The 22031-nt window shown below is 49.0% G+C and carries 24 protein-coding genes and 2 tRNA genes; 11 read left to right on the top strand and 15 right to left on the bottom strand.

From position 1 onward, the window contains the following. Positions 1–32 precede the first annotated feature (32 nt). The 6 genes from GBAG_RS22350 to GBAG_RS17450 all read right to left on the bottom strand — a co-directional run bounded on the left by GBAG_RS22350 (position 33) and on the right by GBAG_RS17450 (position 4524). Positions 33–194, bottom strand: coding sequence for a DUF1328 domain-containing protein (locus tag GBAG_RS22350; RefSeq protein WP_064513877.1), 162 nt, complete (start codon positions 192–194; stop codon positions 33–35). 141 nt (positions 195–335) lie between these two features. After that, a complete protein-coding gene (osmY, locus tag GBAG_RS17430) occupies positions 336–953 on the bottom strand; it encodes a molecular chaperone OsmY (protein ID WP_034498640.1) in 618 nt (205 codons plus the stop codon). Between the two features lie 342 nt (positions 954–1295). Next, complete coding sequence (prfC, locus tag GBAG_RS17435) at positions 1296–2885, bottom strand: peptide chain release factor 3 (protein WP_034498707.1); 1590 nt, start codon at positions 2883–2885, stop codon at positions 1296–1298. Positions 2886–2996: 111 nt separating this feature from the next. Then, positions 2997–3671 carry a pyrimidine 5'-nucleotidase gene (gene yjjG / locus GBAG_RS17440; RefSeq protein WP_034498642.1) on the bottom strand — a complete coding sequence of 225 codons (675 nt, stop codon included), beginning with the start codon at positions 3669–3671 and terminating at the stop codon, positions 2997–2999. Positions 3672–3689: 18 nt separating this feature from the next. Continuing rightward, positions 3690–4133, bottom strand: a complete 444-nt coding sequence (gene rimI / locus GBAG_RS17445; protein ID WP_034498644.1) for a ribosomal protein S18-alanine N-acetyltransferase — start codon at positions 4131–4133, stop codon at positions 3690–3692. Next, complete coding sequence (locus GBAG_RS17450) at positions 4102–4524, bottom strand: DNA polymerase III subunit psi (protein WP_034498646.1); 423 nt, start codon at positions 4522–4524, stop codon at positions 4102–4104. The genes rimI and GBAG_RS17450 overlap by 32 nt, the downstream gene beginning before the upstream one ends. A gap of 107 nt (positions 4525–4631) precedes the next feature. On the opposite strand from GBAG_RS17450, the gene rsmC reads away from it, so the two are divergent. The 3 genes from rsmC (at position 4632) to GBAG_RS17465 (ending at position 5991) form a co-directional block, all read left to right on the top strand. Further along, entirely contained in the window at positions 4632–5663 is a 1032-nt protein-coding gene (gene rsmC / locus GBAG_RS17455; RefSeq protein WP_034498648.1) for a 16S rRNA (guanine(1207)-N(2))-methyltransferase RsmC, read from the top strand. Positions 5664–5783: 120 nt separating this feature from the next. Continuing rightward, positions 5784–5870: transfer RNA gene (locus GBAG_RS17460), tRNA-Leu, on the top strand. A 34-nt stretch (positions 5871–5904) separates the two neighbouring features. Continuing rightward, positions 5905–5991 (top strand) — tRNA-Leu (locus GBAG_RS17465). Between the two features lie 52 nt (positions 5992–6043). Here GBAG_RS17465 and GBAG_RS17470 read toward each other — a convergent pair. Continuing rightward, positions 6044–6283: a DUF1435 domain-containing protein gene (locus GBAG_RS17470; protein ID WP_168419551.1), complete on the bottom strand. Its 240-nt coding sequence runs from the start codon at positions 6281–6283 to the stop codon at positions 6044–6046. 271 nt (positions 6284–6554) lie between these two features. Here GBAG_RS17470 and GBAG_RS17475 point away from each other — a divergent pair, with 271 nt between their 5' ends. Further along, positions 6555–7619, top strand: a complete 1065-nt coding sequence (locus GBAG_RS17475; protein ID WP_034498652.1) for a GGDEF domain-containing protein — start codon at positions 6555–6557, stop codon at positions 7617–7619. Positions 7620–7736: 117 nt separating this feature from the next. Next, on the top strand, positions 7737–8528 hold the full coding sequence (fhuF, locus tag GBAG_RS17480; protein WP_034498656.1) for a siderophore-iron reductase FhuF: 792 nt from the start codon (positions 7737–7739) through the stop codon (positions 8526–8528). Between the two features lie 50 nt (positions 8529–8578). Here fhuF and GBAG_RS17485 read toward each other — a convergent pair whose 3' ends face one another. Next, a complete protein-coding gene (locus GBAG_RS17485) occupies positions 8579–9925 on the bottom strand; it encodes a PTS sugar transporter subunit IIC (protein ID WP_034498658.1) in 1347 nt (448 codons plus the stop codon). 254 nt (positions 9926–10179) lie between these two features. On the opposite strand from GBAG_RS17485, the gene GBAG_RS17490 reads away from it, so the two are divergent. Further along, the gene (locus GBAG_RS17490; protein WP_034498661.1) at positions 10180–10638 is read left to right on the top strand and encodes a YbaK/EbsC family protein; all 459 of its coding nucleotides are present in this window, start codon (positions 10180–10182) and stop codon (positions 10636–10638) included. Positions 10639–10820: 182 nt separating this feature from the next. Here GBAG_RS17490 and GBAG_RS17495 read toward each other — a convergent pair whose 3' ends face one another. The 4 genes from GBAG_RS17495 to pobA form a co-directional block, all read right to left on the bottom strand. Beyond that, a complete protein-coding gene (locus tag GBAG_RS17495; RefSeq protein WP_051873748.1) occupies positions 10821–11393 on the bottom strand; it encodes a response regulator transcription factor in 573 nt (190 codons plus the stop codon). A 21-nt stretch (positions 11394–11414) separates the two neighbouring features. Next, on the bottom strand, positions 11415–12065 hold the full coding sequence (locus GBAG_RS17500) for a LuxR C-terminal-related transcriptional regulator (RefSeq protein WP_034498664.1): 651 nt from the start codon (positions 12063–12065) through the stop codon (positions 11415–11417). Positions 12066–12248: 183 nt separating this feature from the next. After that, positions 12249–13127 (bottom strand): helix-turn-helix domain-containing protein, encoded by an 879-nt coding sequence (locus GBAG_RS17505; RefSeq protein WP_034498666.1) that lies wholly within the window; start codon positions 13125–13127, stop codon positions 12249–12251. Positions 13128–13166: 39 nt separating this feature from the next. After that, positions 13167–14351 carry a 4-hydroxybenzoate 3-monooxygenase gene (pobA, locus tag GBAG_RS17510; protein ID WP_034498669.1) on the bottom strand — a complete coding sequence of 395 codons (1185 nt, stop codon included), beginning with the start codon at positions 14349–14351 and terminating at the stop codon, positions 13167–13169. 301 nt (positions 14352–14652) lie between these two features. Here pobA and GBAG_RS17515 point away from each other — a divergent pair, with 301 nt between their 5' ends. From GBAG_RS17515 to GBAG_RS17530, 4 genes are all read left to right on the top strand, one after another. Further along, entirely contained in the window at positions 14653–15429 is a 777-nt protein-coding gene (locus tag GBAG_RS17515; protein WP_034498672.1) for a threonine/serine exporter family protein, read from the top strand. Then, positions 15420–15893, top strand: a complete 474-nt coding sequence (locus GBAG_RS17520) for a threonine/serine exporter (protein ID WP_034498674.1) — start codon at positions 15420–15422, stop codon at positions 15891–15893. Before GBAG_RS17515 ends, GBAG_RS17520 begins: the two co-directional genes overlap by 10 nt. A gap of 108 nt (positions 15894–16001) precedes the next feature. Beyond that, entirely contained in the window at positions 16002–16643 is a 642-nt protein-coding gene (locus GBAG_RS17525; protein WP_081908431.1) for a TetR/AcrR family transcriptional regulator, read from the top strand. A 115-nt stretch (positions 16644–16758) separates the two neighbouring features. Then, a complete protein-coding gene (locus GBAG_RS17530) occupies positions 16759–17259 on the top strand; it encodes a YjjA family protein (protein WP_034498677.1) in 501 nt (166 codons plus the stop codon). Between the two features lie 41 nt (positions 17260–17300). Here the strand turns inward: GBAG_RS17530 and GBAG_RS17535 are convergent, their stop codons facing one another. The 3 genes from GBAG_RS17535 to GBAG_RS17545 all read right to left on the bottom strand — a co-directional run bounded on the left by GBAG_RS17535 (position 17301) and on the right by GBAG_RS17545 (position 20909). Further along, entirely contained in the window at positions 17301–18272 is a 972-nt protein-coding gene (locus GBAG_RS17535) for a class I SAM-dependent methyltransferase (protein WP_345702279.1), read from the bottom strand. 118 nt (positions 18273–18390) lie between these two features. Beyond that, positions 18391–19560 (bottom strand): M20 aminoacylase family protein, encoded by a 1170-nt coding sequence (locus GBAG_RS17540; protein WP_034498682.1) that lies wholly within the window; start codon positions 19558–19560, stop codon positions 18391–18393. 14 nt (positions 19561–19574) lie between these two features. Beyond that, positions 19575–20909, bottom strand: a complete 1335-nt coding sequence (locus GBAG_RS17545; protein ID WP_051873749.1) for an MFS transporter — start codon at positions 20907–20909, stop codon at positions 19575–19577. A gap of 170 nt (positions 20910–21079) precedes the next feature. Here GBAG_RS17545 and GBAG_RS17550 point away from each other — a divergent pair, with 170 nt between their 5' ends. Then, on the top strand, positions 21080–22015 hold the full coding sequence (locus GBAG_RS17550) for a LysR family transcriptional regulator (RefSeq protein WP_034498685.1): 936 nt from the start codon (positions 21080–21082) through the stop codon (positions 22013–22015). Positions 22016–22031 lie beyond the last annotated feature (16 nt).

The following is a 22031-nucleotide window of genomic DNA, read 5'->3' on the forward strand; positions in this document are numbered from 1 at the left end:
CTGTCTCTAATGGTTATAGCACGTAAATATTGCTATGGGCGTTTTCGACCCATAAACAGGCTAACCAGGAACAGAATAATACCTACCACGAAGACAATTTTTGCTGCACCTGCCGCAGTACCCGCGAGAGTACCAAAACCCAGTGCTGCTGCAATCAACGCAATGACCAGAAAAATAATGCCCCAACGAAACATAAGCTTCTCCTTAACCATATTGAACCCGAATCGCTTCTGGAAGAGTGCCAGATGCGCACTCATTGGCGATATTTGAGTAACGATGTTGCTGACCTACTTCCCCGGTGGTTATCACCGGAGAAGAAAGTTTCTCTCTTTCTATTACTTCACTTTCAGGTCGTTTTTGACGCTTTTCACGCCATCAACAGCTTTAGCGATACTCTCAGCACGTGCAGCCTGTGCATTCGATTCGACAGTACCGGATAGCTGAACAACACCTTCAGTAGTTTCCACTTTCACATGACGTGAAGGGACGATGTCGTCTGCTAAAAGTTTAGCTTTGATTTCACTGGTGGTTGCAGTATCGCCTGCATAACCGCTTACAGATTTGTCAGTGCCATTACGCACATGCAGTTTGTCGCTTACGGAAGACACGCCTTCCACACCTTTTGCAACGGTAACTGCCTGCTCAGCCTGAGCCTGGCTTTCTACAAATCCACTTAACGTCACCACTTTTTTCTCAGTTTTCACAGAGATGTCAGTGCTTTTGATATCTTCGTGATCGACAAGAGCGGCTTTCACTTTGGCAGTGATTGCGCTGTCATCCATGAAATTACCGACGTCTTTTACGGAGCTATCAATTTTTTCGCCTGCTGTGTCCGCTGTCGATTCGGTTTTGTTAAGCATCTTGTCTTCTGCTAAAGCGCTACCGCTTGCCAGCACAGAGCCAAGAACAACAGCTAACAGAGTTTTAGAAATCTTAGTCGTAGTCATAGTCATCGATTAATTCCTATAGTTTTGCTCACAATTTGAGCACAAGCCTTAACGTAACGGCTTTCCTTAAACATCAGGCCAAGTACTACGGCCCAAAAATTTTCCGTTCAGTTTTTAATAACGCCAATAAAAATTAGAGTGGAGGAACCCGCCAGAAAGCTTCGTTTACATGGCATATTCGACCAACCAATTTGTCACTGGTTTGTTAAATATAGACAACAATCACAGATTTGCATGGTGCGAATGGAGGAACGTAAGGAAAATGCAGGAAATTAAGAACAATCCGTAAGGGATTAATAAGACGGGAAAAGTAGCAGGACGCGACGGCTGCCGCGCCCTGAGAGACGATTAGTGCTCGCGAGTTTTACGGAACGTTACTTCTGGGTAACGATCTTGTGTCAGGTTCAGGTTGACCATGGTTGGAGCGATATAAGCAAGGTTATCGCCGCCATCAAGCGCCAACTGCATTTCGTTTTTCCGTTTGAATTCTTCAAACTTCTTCACGTCAGTGCTTTCAACCCAACGCGCCGTCGAAACGTTTACGGACTCGTAAATCGCTTCCACGTTGTATTCGCTTTTCAGGCGCGCCACAACGACGTCAAACTGCAGCACACCGACCGCGCCAACAATCAGATCGTTGTTAGCGATTGGGCGGAACACCTGAACCGCGCCTTCTTCAGAAAGCTGCACCAGACCTTTGAGCAACTGTTTCTGTTTCAACGGATCACGCAGACGAATACGACGGAACAGTTCCGGCGCGAAGTTCGGAATACCGGTGAACTTCATCATCTCGCCCTGGGTGAAGGTGTCGCCGATCTGGATGGTGCCGTGGTTATGCAAGCCGATGATATCGCCAGGGAAGGCTTCTTCAACGTGCGAACGGTCACCGGCCATAAAGGTCAGCGCGTCAGAAATCACCACATCTTTGCCGGTACGAACCTGGCGCAGTTTCATGCCTTTTTCGTATTTACCGGAAACCACACGCATAAACGCAACGCGGTCACGGTGTTTCGGGTCCATGTTGGCCTGAATCTTAAACACAAAACCGGTGAACTTATCTTCCGCCGCTTCCACAACACGCGTATCAGTTTTACGCGGCATTGGCGCAGGCGCCCACTCAACCAGGCCATCGAGCATATGGTCAACACCAAAGTTACCCAATGCAGTACCGAAGAAGACCGGGGTCAGTTCGCCTTCCAGGAACAACTCGCGGTCAAATTCGTGAGAAGCACCCTGAACCAGTTCCAGTTCGTCACGCAATTGCGCCGCCAGGTCTTCACCTACAGCCGCGTCCAGCTCAGGGTTATCTAACCCTTTAACAATGCGCACTTCCTGGATGGTGTGGCCTTTACCGGTCTGGTAGAGATAGGTTTCATCTTTATAAAGGTGATAAACGCCTTTGAACAACTTGCCACAACCGATTGGCCATGTGATCGGTGAACAGGCGATTTTCAGCTCACGTTCAACTTCATCCATCACTTCCATCGGGTCGCGAATATCGCGGTCGAGTTTGTTCATAAAGGTGAGGATCGGCGTATCACGCAGACGGGTAACTTCCATCAGCTTACGGGTACGATCTTCTACACCTTTCGCGGCGTCGATAACCATCAAACAGCAGTCAACCGCAGTCAGAGTACGATAAGTATCTTCGGAGAAGTCTTCGTGCCCTGGGGTATCGAGCAGGTTAACCAGGCTATCGCGATACGGGAATTGCATTACCGAGGTGGTAATCGAAATACCACGCTGCTTTTCCATTTCCATCCAGTCAGATTTTGCATGCTGGCTGGAGCCACGGCCTTTTACCGTACCTGCGGTTTGAATGGCCTGTCCAAACAACAACACTTTTTCAGTGATAGTCGTTTTACCGGCATCGGGGTGAGAAATGATCGCAAAAGTGCGGCGTTTCCCCACTTCTTGTAAAAAAGGAGACAAAGTCATAATAGAATCTTCTGTGAATTGCGCACAGGCAAAGCTGCGCGGCAAATGAACATTACCTGGCGGCTATTTTACCCATCGGGTCAGGTTTAACAATCAGCGTCGATGCATTCATCAATTACACAACAATTGCTCCAGTTCATTTAATGAGGCAACTTCCCAGGTCGGTCGGATGCCTTCCGGCAAGCTTCTTGCGTGGGCATTGAGCCAGCAGGTCGCAATTCCCGCATTCATGCCGCCTAAAATATCGGATTCTGCGGTATCGCCAACCATCAATACGCGATCGCGCGGCGGATGGCCCATTTGCTCAAAGGTATAGTCAAAAATTTTACGATCGGGTTTTGCAACACCTACTTGTTCAGAAATCACCAACAAATCGAAGTAATCCCGCAGGCCGGTACGCTCAAGTCGAATTTGCTGCAACGCCGTAAAGCCGTTGGTGATAATGCCTATTTTTACTTTATCTTTTAGGGCATTAAGTAAAGACACCGCGCCAGGCAATGGCACGCAAATCTCAGCCATCGCGTTGAGGAAAGCGGCATTTAAATCGCCTGCAGGCACCGACAATCTTTCCGACCAACCCTGAAAACGCTGATGCTGCAAATGAAGGGCGCTAATGGCACCGTTCTGATAATCGACCCACAAAGGTTTGTTAACAGCCTGGTAATCCTGGAAATCTTCAGCGGTAAACGTCACGCTATAATCAAGAAACATCCGCTGTAGGCCGCCGAAAGCGTCGAAGGTAAATAACGTTTCGTCAGCATCAAATAAAATCCAGTCCCAGTTCATCAACACACCTTTTTCAAATTAGCCTAACGGTAATGCCATGATGATGGCATCTTCGCGACCCTCTTTTGTGGGGTAGTAGTTACGGCGAATCGTCGCCTCGTTAAACCCCAGGCTCTCATAGAGTGCAATCGCTGCCGTGTTCGACGCGCGCACTTCAAGCCAGAGGGTAAACACATCTCGCTTTTCCAGTTCGCTGATTAAATGCTCCAGCAACTGGCGGCCCAAACCCTGACGTTGAAAATCAGGATCGACCGCAATATTAAACAGCGTCGCTTCATCCAGTACGACTTGCGTCACTGCAAACGCCGCCATCTTGCCATCTACGTCGAGACGTAAATTTAAATAGCGCTCACCTTCGTTACTGGCGAAGGTCTTTTCACTCCACGGGAAAGCATGGCTGCGAAGTTCAATGGCGTATGCCTGGCTCAAGTCACTGGTGGTGAGGGAAGAAATCGTTTTCATGTTCGCAAATTTGCTGCCACAGCGCCTTTCGCGCCGCGCCATTGTGATAAAGCTCGTTTAACTCGGGAGTCGCTAACTGCGCACCTGGAGTGGGGAGCGTTTCACTCACACCCAATCGCCAGCTATTACAGCGGCTGTCAGTTGGCAGCATTGCAGCTCGTTCAGGCGTCAGTTGCATAACCTGCTGTACGCTCAGATTTAAACTGCGTAAAACATCGTTTACCAACGGATCTCTGAGATCCGGAAGGTCTTCGGCAACCATCAGTAATTTGACGTTTTCATGCAGTGAGACGGCAATTTCGCCCTGTAACGCGGCCGGACGTCGCAGCTCCCATTGGGTAATGCCCAGTTGTTGTAACAACCAGTCACGTCGCAAAGGTATATGAGGCATAGCGAAACCTGTTGAGAGTGCCAATTGGGGCGCAAATATAGCAAATTCATCGAATATGCGCCATTAAAGCTCTATAATCGCCGCTCTGCTTTAATAGGAGTGTCCTGATGTCTGCGTTAACCCCGGCAAGTGAAGTGCTGCTGCGCCATAGCGATGATTTTACCGAGAGCCGCGTGCTGTTTGCCGGTGATTTACAAGACGATCTGCCGGCCCGTTTTGAAACGGCTGCAAGTCGCGTCCATACACAACAATTTCACCACTGGCAGGTTTTAAGCGCACAGATGGGCGAAGACGCGCAATATGGCCTGGTGGCTGATGCCAGCACCCTTGGCGATTGCAATACCCTGATTTATTACTGGCCGAAGAACAAGCCAGAAGCTCAGTTCCAGTTGATGAACATTTTGTCGTTAATGCCGGTTGGCAGCGACATTTTTGTGGTCGGTGAAAACCGCAGCGGCGTTCGTAGTGCTGAGCAAATGCTCGCAGAATTCAGCCCGCTCAATAAAATCGACAGCGCGCGTCGTTGCGGCTTCTATCACGGTCGTCTGGAAAAACAACCGCAATTTGATGAACATTCCTGGTGGGATGAATATCAACACAATGATATGACGATCAAAACTCTGCCAGGCGTGTTTAGCCGTGATGGCCTGGATACCGGCAGTAAACTGCTGCTTTCCACGCTCACTGCGCATACTAAAGGCAAAGTGCTGGATGTCGGTTGTGGTGCGGGTGTGCTGGCAGTAACGCTTGCCAAACATTCCCCAAAAGTCCGTCTGACTTTATGTGATGTTTCTGCTCCAGCCGTTGCTGCGAGCCGTGCAACGCTTGCTGCCAATGAAATCGAAGGCGAAGTTATTGCCAGTAACGTCTATTCCGAAGTGAATGGTCGTTTTGATATGATTATCTCTAACCCACCATTCCATGATGGCCTGCAAACCAGCCTTGATGCAGCTCACCAGCTGATTCGTGGTGCGGTTCGTCATCTGAATATGGGCGGTGAATTGCGTATCGTGGCTAACGCCTTCCTGGCGTATCCAGACGTGCTGGATGAAACGTTTGGCAACCACGAAGTTATCGCCCAGACAGGTCGTTTCAAAGTTTACCGCTCAGTTGTTATGCGTGGCGTGAAGAAGCGCTAACACTTTGTTGTGCCGCTTTTTGCAGCGATTAGAAAAGCGGCGCTAAATTAACTGTTGACGACGCGCAGAAAACATCTAGAATGCGCCTCCGTGGTTACAATACTTCGGTGTTGTGGGTATGCGAAGGTGGCGGAATTGGTAGACGCGCTAGCTTCAGGTGTTAGTGTTCTTACGGACGTGAGGGTTCAAGTCCCTCTCTTCGCACCAATGCGAAGGCGATATCTTAGATAAGACTTGATTTGCGAAGGTGGCGGAATTGGTAGACGCGCTAGCTTCAGGTGTTAGTGCTCTAACGGGCGTGAGGGTTCAAGTCCCTCTCTTCGCACCAACTCTTATCACCCTCTTCTCGCTTCACTCTTGTCATTCTCAGTTTTACTTCCCTATTTCATTGCTTCCAGATTCATCATCACAAGCGCAAGCCCACTGGCAAATGCAACGCATGATGGCAACAGCACAAAATGACGTAACCGTTTATGGTACAACATGCCCGTGGTCGCCAATAACCCCAATACAATCAGCACTCGCCACTCGCTAAACGTAAGATCAAGACACAGCAAAGCAGCGACAATCCCTCCAGGAATCAATACTCCCCACCCGCTTTCTAACCGCCGTTGTAAAATCATAGCTATTGCACCAAGTGGTAATGATAACCAATATCATATGATATAATTTCTCGTTTGTCAGCCTGGTGTATTCACCGTTTTACATTAGAAATGTTAAGCATTCCTCATCATCTGATGACATATTTTCCTTAAGGTGATAGATTGAGCAACGATGTTAAATCCATAAATAAAAAATATATAATCACATTGAATCATCACTTCGCCTATCTCTTTTTATAATATTATTCAACAACATAACGTTGAGCATGAGTGTAAGAACTATTCTGATATGACAGCAACAACCTGGCGCGCATTACTCAAAGGGAAGCATCAACTCTCGTTGCGTTTATTTTTATTACTGAACGCATTCTCTGCGGGATTTAGTATCGTATCGCCGTCAGCCAACACTCAACATTTCACCGCGCCCATCATCATGGTGCTGGTGATCAGCCTGTCGTGTCTGCTTTGGCAGTTCATTAACAAAAAGAAACTAATTAATATTAATGTGGTTTCGTTAATTATTGGGCTGCTTTGGGCCTGGCATATCTATATAAAAGTCAGTGCGATGCCTGTCGTCGATCTTAATTTCCTCATTATCGCTTTATTGGCGATATTATTTATTGGCTCGATTTCTTTTATCAATAATATCCAGGCCTTTTTCGCATCATGCTTGCCCGCAACCGCCGTCATTTTATGGCTCGACCATGGCGAAAACTGGCCACGTGTATTGTATTCAGTCGTCCTCCCCGGTATTGGCATCACGATTCAACATATCATTCAGAAACGTAATGATAATTTCACCCGTCGATTGATGGATAAATTACTCGAAGAAAAAGAAACGCTTAATGATTTGAGTATGCTCGATCCACTCACGGGTTTGTATAACCGCCGTGGGTTCCGTAACCGTCTTGATACCATCCTGGCGTTAGGCTCAGGCCAGCATTTCGTTCTGCTGTTAGATATTGATCATTTCAAAGCCTACAACGACAACTACGGCCACAGCATGGGCGACCAGGCTCTGACGCATGTTTCAGCCGCGATTCGCGATGCAGTTCGCTCACGTGATGTCGTTACGCGCTATGGAGGTGAAGAATTTATGATATTGCTGACGGATATTGATGCCGAACGCGCCATTCAAACGGCAGAGCGAATTCGCCAACGCGTGTACGATTTGAAAATCCCTCACCTGTTTAATGACGACGTCGCCACTCATGTGACCGCCAGTATTGGTATCGCAGCACTTGAGCATTCCGATATTGAAGAAGCACTCCGCCAGGCAGATACCGCACTCTATCGGGCAAAACGTCAGGGTCGTAATAGCATCCTGATTAGCGATTCACTGCTACCGGCTTAAACCAATACCGCATAACTTCCTCCCTTTTTTATTGCGCATAAAATGGCCTTGCCAAAGGCATTATCTATAGATAGGATTGGCAATCATTATCATTTGTATTAGTGGTCTTGTTTGTCGATGGCGTTTCAATCTACACAGTTTGATGATTATCTGGCGTGGCAACCGCCTTTTGCGAGCGTACAACCCACGCTTGCGGATGAGCTACGGGCATCATTCACCGCGCACAGACCCTATTTCAACGACATCATCAAACTCAACGAATCTGCGCCCGCAAACAGCCTGACTCTCCGCCAATGGTCGCAACCAGCAACCCTTGCCTCCCTTCTTGCCAGCTACAGTGATCATATTTATCGTAATCAGCCACAGCTTGCCCGTGAGGGAAAACCGCTAAAGTCACTGTGGGCGCAATGGTATCTGGGTTTACTGGTCCCGCCGTTGGTGATGGCACTCGTGACGCAGCCGCGGGCGTTGGATATCGATCCTCAGCGAATTCAGGTTGAATTCCACGAAACGGGTAGAGCCGCCACTTTCTGGTTAGATATTCAGGAAGACAAAGTTGCCACCACGCAGCCGTTAGTTCAACGCCTGGAAAAGTTGCTTGTTACCGGGCTAATGCCGGTGGTTGATGCTCTGGAAAATAGCGGCGAAATTAACGGGAAACTTATCTGGAGTAATACTGGATATTTGCTGAACTGGTTTTTTGGTGAGCTTAGAGAACTGCTGGATGAATCCACAATTGCCGAGTTACGCCACGCCTGTTTCTTTGAAAAACAGCTGAAAAACGGCCAGGACAACCCGCTCTATCGCACCGTTATCCTTCGTGAAGGTTTGTTGGTACGTCGTACTTGCTGCCAGCGCTATAAACTGCCGGATGTTCAACGCTGCGGTGATTGCACTTTAAAGTCATAAAACAAAACGGCGGGTTTCCCCACCGTTTCATCTCATTTCTCACTATCCAATTAAGCCGCCTGTTGGCTCTCTTCGCCAGACGCTTTTTGTGCTTCTTCTGCTTCTTGTTCCAGCAATTGCTTCTCGTACACTTTGAAGAACGGGAAGTAGATGATGGCAGAAACAACGGCCAGCAGAATCACCAGAATTGCTGCGCGGAAGTCCCAACCCAGTGCCCATGCAGCGCCGATAGGTGCCGGAGCAGTCCATGGTACAACTGAAATCACACGCCCGATTAAATCCATCTTCATTGCTCCCCAGGCCAGAACGGCGTTCACCATCGGTGCCAGCAGGAAGGGAATAAAGAACACTGGGTTCATAACGATTGGTGTACCGAAAATGACCGGCTCGTTAATGTTGAAACAGGTAGGAACGATACTCAGGCGGCCAATTGAGCGCAGGTGCGCTGACTTACTACGCAGGTAGCAAATCACCAGCCCCATCGTTGCACCCGAACCACCCACCACAATGAAGAACGTCCAGAACGCTTCCATAAAGATATGTGGCAGCGGTGCACCTTGTGCCAGTGCGCTCTGGTTCATACCCAGGTTGGTCAGCCAGAACATTTGCAGCATACCGGAAACGATAGCCGCACCGTGAATCCCGGCAAACCAAAGCAGGTGGCCAATCAGCACCGCCAGCAGAATCGCAGGCAATGAGTCAGCCGCAGACACCAGCGGTTTAAACACCGACATAATCGCTTGTGGAATCAGCATATCGAACTGCGACTGAATAAACAGACTCAGCGGATAAAGCGTCAGCACCACAACAAGAACCGGAATCAGGAGATCAAAAGAGTTTTTGATCATCGGTGGCACCTGGTCTGGGAGTTTGATCCCAATATTGTGCGCTTTAAGGAAACGCATCATCTCAACGCAATAAATCGCAACCAGGATCGCAGTGAAGATCCCCGTTCCGCCAAGGCTATCCATTGGCATGACGCCTTTGGTTTTCGGTGCCGCCACCAGCAAAAATGCCATCAGCGAAAGCATCGCGCACATGAACGGATCAAGGCCGTGCGACTTCACATAGTGTTTACCGAGGTTGTAAGCAATAGCCGCACAAATGTAGATAGACATAATGCCCATCGTCATATCAAACGGCGTCAGAATTTGCCCTTCAAACTGTTTTGCCATGTCCAGCCACGCACGCGCAAAACCCCAGGTGGTGGTTGGCGAGAATGGAGGATAAGCAAAGACCAGCAGGAACGAACCGACAATCATAAATGGCATCGCAGAGATAAACCCATCACGGATCGCCATCACGTGGCGTTGTGAGGAGATTCGCCCAGCGACAGGGCTAACGTAGTTTTCTACAAAGCGAAATATCAAATTAAAGGCTGCATGATTCGTAGACATAGGCTGCTCTTATTATTGGATACAGGAAGGTGACCGTTTCAGTATTCATCGCTATTTCATGCACTGCAACCGGTTACTGAAACCGGTTGCAGTGATTGTGAAGAAGATCGAGAAATCACTGAATCTTTGGCTTCTTTAGGCATTTCACATCACAACATCACCCTTTCACTCAGTATTCAGAGGGCGAATTTCACTGGTTTACATATAGCACAGACTTATGCCAAATTATTTGCTGGCTAAAATGGGAGAAAAGCATGAGCCTGCAGTCCGTCCGGCAATTTTTTGCCGAAAACGCCCCTGATATCGACATCATAGAACTGAACCAAAGCACGGCAACGGTGGCCCTGGCTGCAGCGGCTCATAATGTTGAACCGGGTCAAATTGCTAAAACATTGTCGTTGAAAATAAAAGATCAGGTCGTGCTGGTTGTCGCGAAAGGTGATGCACGTCTGGATAATAAGAAACTCAAAACCGTATTTGGTGCCAAAGCTCGCATGTTAAGCAGCGACGAAGTGGTTATCTGGACAGGCCACCCCGTAGGCGGCGTTTGCCCGTTTGGTCTGGAGAATCCTTTAACGGTTTATTGTGATATTTCACTGAAACAGTACGAAGAGGTTTTACCCGCGGCTGGGGCGACTCATAGCGCGGTACGGATTTCCCCAACTCGCATGGCAGAACTCACCGCCGCACATTGGGTCGATGTTTGCCAATAAACAGAAAACTGAGGATAGGCTAACTCTCCTCAGTCATACCTGACAAACTTCACATTACCGGGTTGCGCGGCGACAAATTCAGCTCTTGCATACCCTGTTCACTGATCATCCAGGCAAACATTTCAGCATCACTTTTCAATGACAGGCGGCGCAGCGCACTGCTTTTTTGCGCACTGATGGTTTTATAATTTTTTTTCGAGCAGAGTCGCAATTTGCGTCAATTGCCAACCTTTGCTGATTAGCCGTAACACACGACGCTCAGAAAAAGTAAGATTCGTACTGACCACTTCCGCACAGGTTGATTGCGCCGCTTTCTCTTGCAATAACAGCCTGCTAATTCTTTCGACTTCGCCGCCGCTATTAAAGACATGCTCAATAAAACTGCTCATCGGCTCATGCAAAGAAAGTAATGACGTTCTGGAAGTCAGCAGGCGTTCAATGGCGATATTTGTCAAATGGGCGGGCAAGGTGATAATCCAGTGAACCTGTCGATACTGATTTTTCAGTGAATTAAGGAGTTCACATTCATTGAAAACTTCTTGGAGCGAACTGTCCAACTCTAGTACCACGACATCAATCTGGAGCAATACTTCGGGTGTAAGCTGTGAGTAGTCAGACAGTAAAACCAGCGATGACTTCGGCGCCTTCTCTGCCATAATCACCTGCAAACCCTCACACATTAATGGCCGCTTACTTACAATAGCCGCGCGACAGAATGGATTACGCAAAAAAATCCTTGTTTTGCTTTCTTGCATTTTTATCTCCTTATAAAACCGCTATTTTCCTGACAACGCACAACCTAAAACGTGAAGATCTTTCTCGCAGTTTAGTCCCAGTTTTTCCATGGCATGCCTTTTGTGCGCACTCACCGTTCTGATATCGCGCCCTAAGTTATGCGCCACCTGGCTAACATTATGTCCAAGGAATAATTGCCCGATAACCTGAACTTCGCACACCGTTAACTCAGTGGTAATTCTTTCTTCCAGGATACTTTTAACGATCAGGCTACACAGCATTGATTTTGAATTAAAAGATTTACTGACCAGATCGGAGAAAGTCGCGGTTGGCTCATATTGGGAAATAATGACTTTCACCCCCAAAGCGGCAATATAATTCAGTACACTGACTTTATGATTACGAGTGTAAGCAATGATATTCGCTGAAGGTTGTACCGTTCGGCACCAGTTAATAAATTTTATCTCTTCGGCAAGTTGGCTGGTTGATTCACTGATATTTAAAAGGACCATGACGTCAGGTATTTTTAAAATCCCCGAGTAAGCTTCATCCAGTCGTTTGATAACCTTAACTAATCCATTTATTTTTAACTGAGTCTGTAGCGTATTGACGATTCCTGCTGCGGTTAATACACAAGGCATCACAACGATTATGGGGCTGGAAATATTATTTACAGTGATATTATTTTGCATATCATTCCTTTGACCAATATATAATAAACTATAAAAAAGGAAGGATAAGACTTCTCAGTCAACATTTAAAACAGAAAGAAATATTTATGATGAAATATTATTTCCGTTAGTGACATTATTTACAAATTGCTTTTTATTTTAAATTAGCCATAGTTAATAGCGTATTAATTTTCATTAAATATATTACATTTCATGAATGGGATGATTGCGAAAATCTTTTGGTGTCGTCCCGGTATAGCGGCGGAAAAAACGAGAAAAATAAGTCGCATCACTGAATCCAAGATATTCCGAGATCTGGCTTATCGTCATGCTGGTATAAAGCAAACTACGCCTGGCTTCAAGCAACACGCGCTGATGCAGAACGTTAAGGGCGCTACAGCCATAAAACTCATGGCACAAGTTGTTCAGATGAACGCTCGATAAACCCACCACCGTTGCATAATGCGTTACCGATAATTGCTCTCGATAGTGGCGTTCCACTAATTGATTAAACTGATGAATAACAGAACGCTTTCGTTCAACACGCGAACTACCACTCGGCGCAGGAGCGCACTGCCGATTAAGCCAGACCAACAGCGCACCGATCAGCGAATGAAGCATCATATCTCGTGCCTCGCCCTGTCCTTGATACTCGTTCTGTAACGTGCTGAACAACGTATTAATTTGCCTGCGCGAATCCTTCACCGGGACGCAAGCGGCTTGCGCTAATACTTGCAATGGTCGGCCGAATTGCTGTTCAAACTGGGCGATCAAAGGCGCTGAAAACGAAAGAATATAACCCTGAGCACCGGGTGAAAATTTAAAACCATGTACGCACAATGCAGGCACCACTTGCAGACAGGCATGAGCTACATGATGCTTTTCGCCTTCAATATCTATCTCTACCTGCCCTTTATGCAGATATAGCAACTGAACCAAATCGGCATGCTGATGAATACGAATATGCCATTCATAAAGACTGCTGCGACTGTGAATAGACTCACAATGCAGCAAATCCGCCGCAGGCCAAATGCGGCTTTCACCATAAAGTTTAAAGACCGGAATACCGGTGTTCAGACTCATACCATCCTCTTGTCCAATGTTGCGTCGAACAAGTGTAGTTTATTCAACGGATTCGAAAGCAAGCCCAACATAGTTTTCTGCAATCGTCGTCAGCCCGGCGCGTGATTTCAGGTAATACTCCCGGTCTGCCTGCTGCATCTTGCGATCAAACGCGTTCATGCCTGCAAAATCATGCAGCAGATTGGTCATAAACCAGCTAAAACGTTCGCCTTTCCAGACCCGGCGGAGCGCCATTGGTGAGTAAGTTTCCAGCAGGTCAGTTCGCCCTTCGTGATAAACCTTTTTCAAAATCCGGTACAGATAATTAACATCAGACGCCGCCAGATTCAGCCCTTTTGCACCAGTTGGTGGTACGATATGCGCAGCATCTCCCACCAGGAACAGGTTGCCATACTGCATCGGCTCGACCACATAACTGCGCAGCGGCGCAATACTCTTCTCAAGTGAGTGACCAGTCACTAACTTTTCTGCCAACTCTTGTGGCAAACGCTGTTTTAGCTCGTCCCAGAAGCGCTCATCGGGCCACGCTTCCACGTTATCGCTCAGCGGAACCTGCAAATAGTAGCGGCTTCTGGTTAGTGAGCGCTGACTACACAAAACAAACCCGCGCTCATGGTGAGCGTAAATCAACTCATGATTCACAGGAGGTGTGTCAGATAACAGGCCTAACCAGCCAAAGGGATAAACACGCTCGTACTCTTGCGTGACTTGTGCAGGAATGGCTTTGCGTGAAACGCCGTGAAACCCATCGCAACCCGCAATATAGTCACAATCAATACGGTAAGTTTCGCCCTGCTTTTCAAAAGTGACGTATGGGGAATCACTTTTAACATCAAACAATTGTACATTGCTGACGCCATACATTGAGACGGCATCCGTTGCCCGCCGCGCATCCATTAAATCTTGCGTGACTTCAGTCTGGCCGTACACCATAACCGTCTTTCCGCCCGTCAATTCTTTGAGCGGAACAGGGATTCGCTGACCATCAACCAAAAATTCAACGCCTTCATGAACTAACCCTTCAGCATCCATTCGCTCACTGACGCCCGCCTCCCGCAATAAATCCACAGTCCCGCTTTCCAGAACTCCCGCCCGGATACGCCCTAAAACATGTTCGGGGGTTTGTCTTTCGAGCACGATATTGCTGATTCCTGCATTGTGCAGCAATTGCCCTAACAACAAACCCGACGGGCCAGCACCAATAATGACGACTTGAGTTTTCATAGAATACGCTCTCTGCCCTACGGTTATATGAATGTTTCTTTTATGTTTCATAAATGCGCATTCATGCATTTTTATCGTCATCAGAGGGAAAAAGAAGGCCAAAATCGGACTGAAACGTGCACTTTTCGAAACTCACACTAAGAGTGTGGGCGAGTTCATATTTCGCCGAAATAGTGTGCGAAATAGGTTATCTGGATAAATGTTGATCTGGCCCGCCTGAGTACGGGGGGTGGCCTATGTTAATAATGGGAGATGTTAAAATTTGAGCGGCGTCACCGCTTTCATCTATTAAAGGACAGGCATGTCGACAGAAGTAAACTTACAGCGCGATGTCACCCGGCTCTGTATTCAGTGCGGTCTTTTCTTGCTGCAACACGGTGCGGAAAGCGCACTGGTTGAAGAACTTTCCAGCCGTCTGGGCATCGCTTTGGGGATGGATAGCGTTGAAAGCTCCATTTCAGCGAACGCCATTGTTCTGAGTACTATCAAAGATAATCAGTGCCTCACGACCACGCGCAAAAACATCGACCGCGGCATCAACATGCACGTGGTGACGGAGGTGCAGCACATTGTGATCATGGCCGAACACAAGCTATTGGATTGCAAAGATGTTTTAAAACGCTTCGAGCACATTAAACCACTGCGTTACCCACGTTGGTTGGTGGTGTTGATGGTCGGCCTTTCCTGCGGCTGTTTCTGCAAGCTCAATAAGGGCGGTTGGGATGGCGCGTTTATCGCGTTTCTGGCAGGTTCAGTGGCGATGTATGTCCGGCTGATACTCACCGCACGCCATTTACATCCACAGATTAACTTCTGTATTACGGCTTTTGTCGCCACGTCGATTTCAGGCTTGCTGATTGCCAAAGGGCCATTTGCCACCACGTCTAATATTGCGATGGCAGCTAGCGTGTTGCTGCTGGTGCCGGGTTTCCCGCTGATAAACTCTGTCGCCGATATGTTTAAAGGCCACGTCAATACCGGACTTGCCAGGTGGGCAATGGCCAGTTTACTCACGCTTGCCACCTGCATTGGTGTGGTGATGGCGATGTCGTTATGGGGGCTGAAAGGATGGGAATAATCGACTTTTTGCTGGCGCTATTACAAGACATGGCGCTGGCGGCCATCCCCGCCGTGGGTTTTGCGTTAGTGTTTAATGTTCCGCAACGCGCACTGCCGTATTGCGCTCTGCTCGGAGCGATTGGTCACGGCTCCAGAATGGCGATGATGACTGCTGGTCTGAACATTGAGTGGAGCACATTTATTGCTTCGCTGCTGGTCGGGAGCATCGGCATTCAGTGGTCGCGCTGGTACCTGGCGCACCCCAAAGTCTTTACCGTAGCCGCCGTGATCCCGATGTTTCCGGGAATTTCAGCCTACACCGCCATGATTTCAGCCGTAAAACTCAGCCACTTTGGTTACACCGAAGACCTCATGATTCAGCTGCTTACCAACTTCCTGAAAGCGTCATTTATTGTGGGGGCGTTATCGATTGGCTTATCTATTCCGGGGCTTTGGCTTTACCGTAAACGCCCGCGAGTGTGATGTGTTTCAGGGCTTCGCTAACTCATCAGTGCTTTGCCCGCGCAAACTTGTTTTAATGTCATCTGGCCTGGGCGGTACCAGCGGCCTGATGACATTAAGGAGCCTTGCGTGGAAACCCACGAAATTTATCTTCCTGAGCGTTTTGATGACGCCAGTTTGAAAGAAAAGATTTTCTTCAGCGCCATTAGTTTGTTCGCTGAATTTGGCCTTAACGGCGCACGCATGGAGCAAATAGCAGAAAAGGCCAACACCACAAAACGCATGGTGGTTTATCACTTCAAGAGCAAAGAACTGCTTTATGTTCAGGTGCTTGAATATGTCTACACCCAAATCCGTAGCTGTGAGCGCCAGCTAAATCTTTCCCATCAACCGCCGGTTGAAGCCATGGTGGAACTGGTGGAATGGACATTTGATTTCCACGCCACTCATCCGGATTTCATTCGTATTATTTGCATGGAAAACATGCAGCGCGGGCGCTTTGTGAAAGAGTCAGCCTACCTACGTGAAATAAACCGCAGCGCCCTGGAATTACTCGAAGATGTGTTAACCCGCGGCCAGGAAAAACAACTGTTTAATAAACTCGTGACGGCCAAAGACGTACACCGACTGATCAGTAGTTTTAGCTTCTACCATGTCGCGAACAGCTACACATTCTCGAACTTCTTTGAAGATGGTTCAGAGCCGGTTGATAGCACCGCGCATTACCGTGAAATGGCGGTAAAAGTCGTCTTGCGCTACATCGGGCCATAAAACCCATGCAATCTGGAAGCTTTAAGAACTCTCCTGGCTCTGATGAGCTTAGAGAAAGCGCTATACTCGACGAAAATTCTCCTGCAATGCAGGTTATCGAAAAGAGTATAAACAGATGAAAGCAAGCAATAAGGTTTTATGCGCTCTGGCGCTGGCAACATCCGTATTTGCCGGTCAGGCGATGGCAGCAAGCTGGCAGGATCAGCTCTCCAGCGCGGCAAATGAGTTAAGCAAATCTACCAGCGCCAGCAATACCGGCACCACTGGCAACTCTGTCGCCTCACTGACCAGCCTGCTCGGCGGCGGGACTAACGCCCTGAGTGCTGACACCATGACCAACGCAGCCGGTATCTTGCAGTACTGCATGAAGAACAAGCTGGTTTCCGCCACCAATACCGACAACGTGAAGAACCAGCTTCTCGATAAGCTAGGCTTAGACAGCGGCACCAAAGAAAGCCAGCCACAAGATTACACTCAAGGTTTGATGGGGCTGCTCAATACCGGTAAAGACCAGCAGGTGAATCTGAATACCATCGGCAATTCATCCCTGGCTGAAAAAGTGAAAACTCAGGCGTGTGATTTTGTGCTGAAACAAGGCATGAATTACCTGTCTTAATAAGATGGCCTGCTCATTCCTGAATAAAAGTCTGAGCAGGTTTATTGCTTCACATTGATTTCCAGCACCGCATAAACCCCATCGCTCGGTAATGTCACCGTGACATTTTGCAGACTGATTCCCGCCGCCAGAACAATATCCCTTAGCTCGAAAAGCGTTCGCGGATATATCGTCGTCCAGCCCACGCAACGCAGCGCGAAATCAATTTGCGGACTGGTTTTAAGCATATTTGAAACGATCAATACGCCGCCTGGTTTGACCAAACGTAGCGCGTGGCGAATAAAATGCACCGCTTCGGATTCCGAGAAATATTCAAATATCCCCAAGCCATCAACCAGCTCCGCAGACTGTTCACCCAACTCCTGAACCAGTTTGTCGCTGACCACCATCCGGTCAAATAAATTGCGCATCAGTAACTGAAAATGATGCCCTTCCACCAGCCCATATTGTGTCGCAAGGCCTCGGGCAAATTTCAGCGATTGCCGGTCGTGATCAATCAGCAACAAAGTGAATTTTTGCGCCCTGAGTTTTGCCCCGCGCAGCGTCTTTAAAACCGGTACCGCCGCGCCACAGGCCAGGCTCACCCAATTTCCTGAGACACTATTATTAAGATGAATATCCGCAATACTCGCCATCACTTTAGCGCGTGAGCGAATCCCTCGCGCATCATTGGCATGGATAAACCAGGGTCGGCTGTGGATATCCATTTCCCCGCCGCTTATCAGGCGCTCCGCCAGCGGATGCTGTACAGCCCAAAGTGCCAGCGCGGTAGGAACCAACTGGCAACGCCATTCTTCGAGGGCAGGACGATGATGGAAAGCGAGTTCCGAGAGTTTATTGCGACAGCGTATGCGCCGCTTTCCCTCGCTATCTAAGAAGATCTCCGGCGCTTCAAGCGTCGGATCGTTGACTAACTGCAGGTTAATATCATCGATCTGTTCTGAAACCTGATCCTTCATCGGCCAGTCATCACTTATGTCGCTGTAAGTGATATTTTTTACGGCGAGATCCACAGGCACAGCTCCTGGGATCACTGAGAGAAAAGGTTGCCAGGACATGTATAACCTCTGCTGACGTTTTCTTTCAGTCTAGAAAACCCAGGGTTATTCACCGTCAGCAGAAAGTTGTAATTTACGAGCGTAAGAATGACTCAGTCAGCTTGACCCAGTAGGTCGCGCCGCTGGAAATACAGGCATCGTTAAACTGATATAAAGGATGGTGAACCGAGTAGTCATTGTTGCCGGTCGCCGTACCCAACCACAAGTAGCAGCCAGGAACTTCTTCGAGCATGAACGAGAAATCTTCGCTGCCCATCGCACTTTTCACCGTCGCAGGATCCGCGACTTTATCAGCACCAAAAACGTCGCGGGCAATCTGCATAGCAAACTCAGTTTGCTGGGGATCATTCACCGTCACCGGGTAACCGAAATCCACCGCAATCGACGCCTTCACGCCAAAACTTTCCGCCTGAGCATGAACCAGCTGCTGAATGCGTAGTTTCACTGCATCACGCACCTCAGATTTAAAGGTACGCATATTGAGCTTCAGCACCGCGCTGTGCGGGATAATGTTATGCGTGGTGCCGCTTTGCAGGCTCCCGACCGTCACCACCGCTGAATCTTGCGGATCGACATTGCGCGAGACAATAGTTTGGAGCGCCATCACGATCGACGCCCCCGCCACCGTTGGATCAATACAGTGCTCCGGCATCGAGCCGTGGCCGCCCTTGCCTTCAAGCGTGATCGTCATGCTGTCTGACGAGGCCATCAACGCGCCAGGTTTAGTGGCAATTTCACCCGCGGGTAACAGTGGGAAGTTGTGCAAGCCAAATACCGCATCGCATGGGAACAGCTTGAATAAGCCGTCATCCATCATTCTCTTAGCGCCGCCGATAGACTCCTCTGACGGCTGGAAAATCAAATGCAGCGTCCCGCTGAATAGGCGATGTTCTGCCAGATAACGTGCCGCCGACAATAAAATCGCGCAGTGTCCGTCATGGCCGCAGGCATGCATTTTCCCCTCATTCACACTCGCCCATGGCAGCCCGGTTTGCTCCTGCATCGGCAGCGCATCCATATCGGCACGGATCCCCAGGCGCTTACCGCCACTGCCGACTTTTAATGTCCCTACCACGCCTGTTCCGCCCAGGCCACGATGCACTTCGTAACCCCAGTCCGTCAGCAATTGGGCGATGCGATCGCTGGTGCGGAACTCTTCAAAACCTAATTCCGGGTGTTGGTGAAAATCGCGGCGAATCGCGATCATTTCTGCTTCGTTATCAAGAATTTCTTTAATAAGCATAGGGTTATTCCTTTTTATTCATCACAGAAAGTTTTGCGTTCATGCCAGGCAAGTAATGCCGCGAAAGTCACAACGGCGCAGAACATCAAATACCAGGCGGGAGCCATCGGTTGCCCGGTGACTTTTAGCAACCAGGTCACGATTAACTGAGCGAAGCCGCCAAACAACGTAACGCCGATGGCATAAACCAACGCCATACCGGAGGCGCGAACCGCTTTTGGGAAGGCTTCGAGGATCAACAAGAAAAAGGCGGCCGAACTGATATTGGCGAGGATCTGATCGAGTGCTATCAGCGCCAGCGTCACGCCCAGTGGTGCGCCGTGCAAAATCGTAGCGAAGATTGGCCAAATCAGGATGAACGATCCCAGCGCACATCCAATCAGGATCGGTTTACGTTTAGGGAGTTTATCCGCCAGTTTGCCGCCAAAAAACGGCACTAATAATGTCAGTGCCGCTGCCGTCAAACTCACCCACCATGAGGTGCTGGCGGGCATATGCAGCGTGTTAACCATGTAAGCAGGCATGTAATAAATGATGATGTAAAACGTGGTGGTACCTTTCATTACCAGCAAAATGCCAAGCAACAAGGCGCGGCGATGCTCACGCCATAACGTCAACGCCGGATTTTCTGTCACGACATTGGCTGTCACCGAGTGGGTTTCAGCAAGCTGGCGGCGGATATACAAACCAATCGGCATAATCGCCAGGCCGACAATAAACGGGATACGCCAACCCCAGTCGTAAAGCTGTTGTTCGCTCAGGACGTGGCTTAAGCCCGCGCCCATTGCGGCACCAAACAGTGCCGCTCCCCCCTGGCTAGTCATCTGCCAACTCACCCGCGAGCCACGGCTGGACTTATGCCCCGCTTCCATTAGCCAGGAAGTTGCCGCCCCCACTTCACCGCCCGCAGAAAAGCCCTGCAACATGCGCCCCGCGACCAACACAACCGGGGCGAGGATCCCAACCTGGTGATAGGTCGGCGCAAACGCCACCATCATCACGCCTAAAGACATCAGGCCGAGGATTAGCGTCATCGCGGCTTTGCGTCCGTGCTTGTCTGCGTAGTTACCGAGCACCAGGCTACCCAGCGGGCGCATGACAAACCCGACACCAAATGTCGCCACCGCCAGTAGCAAAGAGGTGTAATCGTCGGAGCTTGGGAAAAACAGATGACCAATGATCACCGAGAAAAAGCTGTAAACCGCAAAGTCGTAAATCTCGAGGCCATTGCCAAGAGTGACGGCCACCAACGACTTAAAGTTGGCGCGCTCCGGGACCAACGGCGCATCATACGGAAGCGAGGATGAGACTCCTCCATCCACCTGGGCATAGCTGACACGCTGTTTCATGCTCACGTCCTTTTTTGTTACTCAGATGTAAACAAACTGGGGTTGATTTAACTATCTGCATAAAAAAAGAACATTACAATCATAAAAATTAGTTATGCCTTTGGTTATCTTATTTGTATTGTGAGAGAGCAAATTTTGCACCACGGCGATGATTCAGGCGGGACGGAAAATTGAAAATCAAACTAAATCAGTTAGATATTTTGTTGGAAGTTGCAGCGCAAGGCAGCATTGGTAAAGCGGCGAAGGCGTTACACCTCACACAACCCGCCATTTCTAAAACCATTCAGGAAATGGAAGCGGAAATCGGCATGCCGATTCTGCAACGCTCATCACGCGGCGTAACGTTAAATGAGTATGGGCAGGTTTTGCTGCGCCATGCCCGAGATATTGACCGCTCTTTGCACCAGGCACGTGATGAAATCGACAATCTGCTCGGCAAAGCGATGCGCCAGTTACGGGTGGGATTCACCTCTGCCGCCTCTTACGGGCCATTCACCAACACGCTGATTCAATTCCAGGCTCGTTACCCGGGAGTGAAACTCATCGTGATGGAAGGCCGCCCGCAGCAAATTCACGATGCGCTGGAAAACCAACGGCTGGATATCGCGGTGATTACGACGGCCAATCACACCTCGCAAAACAGTATGTATTACGAGTCGCTGTACGCCCTGAGCAACACGGTGATCGCCGGAAATCAGCATCCCGTCACGCACACTACGTCGCTGAAAAACTTGATGGATTACCCGTGGCTGGATTGGGATGAACCGGGTGAACATTCCATTCTTGGGCAAGTATTTCGCCGCTACAACCTGCCGCTGCCGCAAAATATCATCCACTGCTCATCGCCATGGATAATGGCACGCATGATGGAACAAACCCACGCGGTGAGCATGTGGACGTCAGTGCGACTGCGTTTTCCAGGCTACAGCCCAAACCTGCGCCCGCTGGTCTTGCGCGAAGTTTTACCGGCCAGCAGTATCGGCATTTTATGCCCGAATATTGCGCGCCTTTCCACGGCTGGAAATACCTTTATGGAGATGCTGCGAATTAACACACGTGACTGGTTACAAGATAGCGATGCGCTGGAGATGGTGGTGCGGGTTTAAACGTCTTATTGCGGCC

Origin of the sequence: Buttiauxella agrestis ATCC 33320, assembly GCF_000735355.1 — a bacterium.
In the GTDB taxonomy this organism is placed as follows: Bacteria; Pseudomonadota; Gammaproteobacteria; order Enterobacterales; family Enterobacteriaceae; genus Buttiauxella; species Buttiauxella agrestis.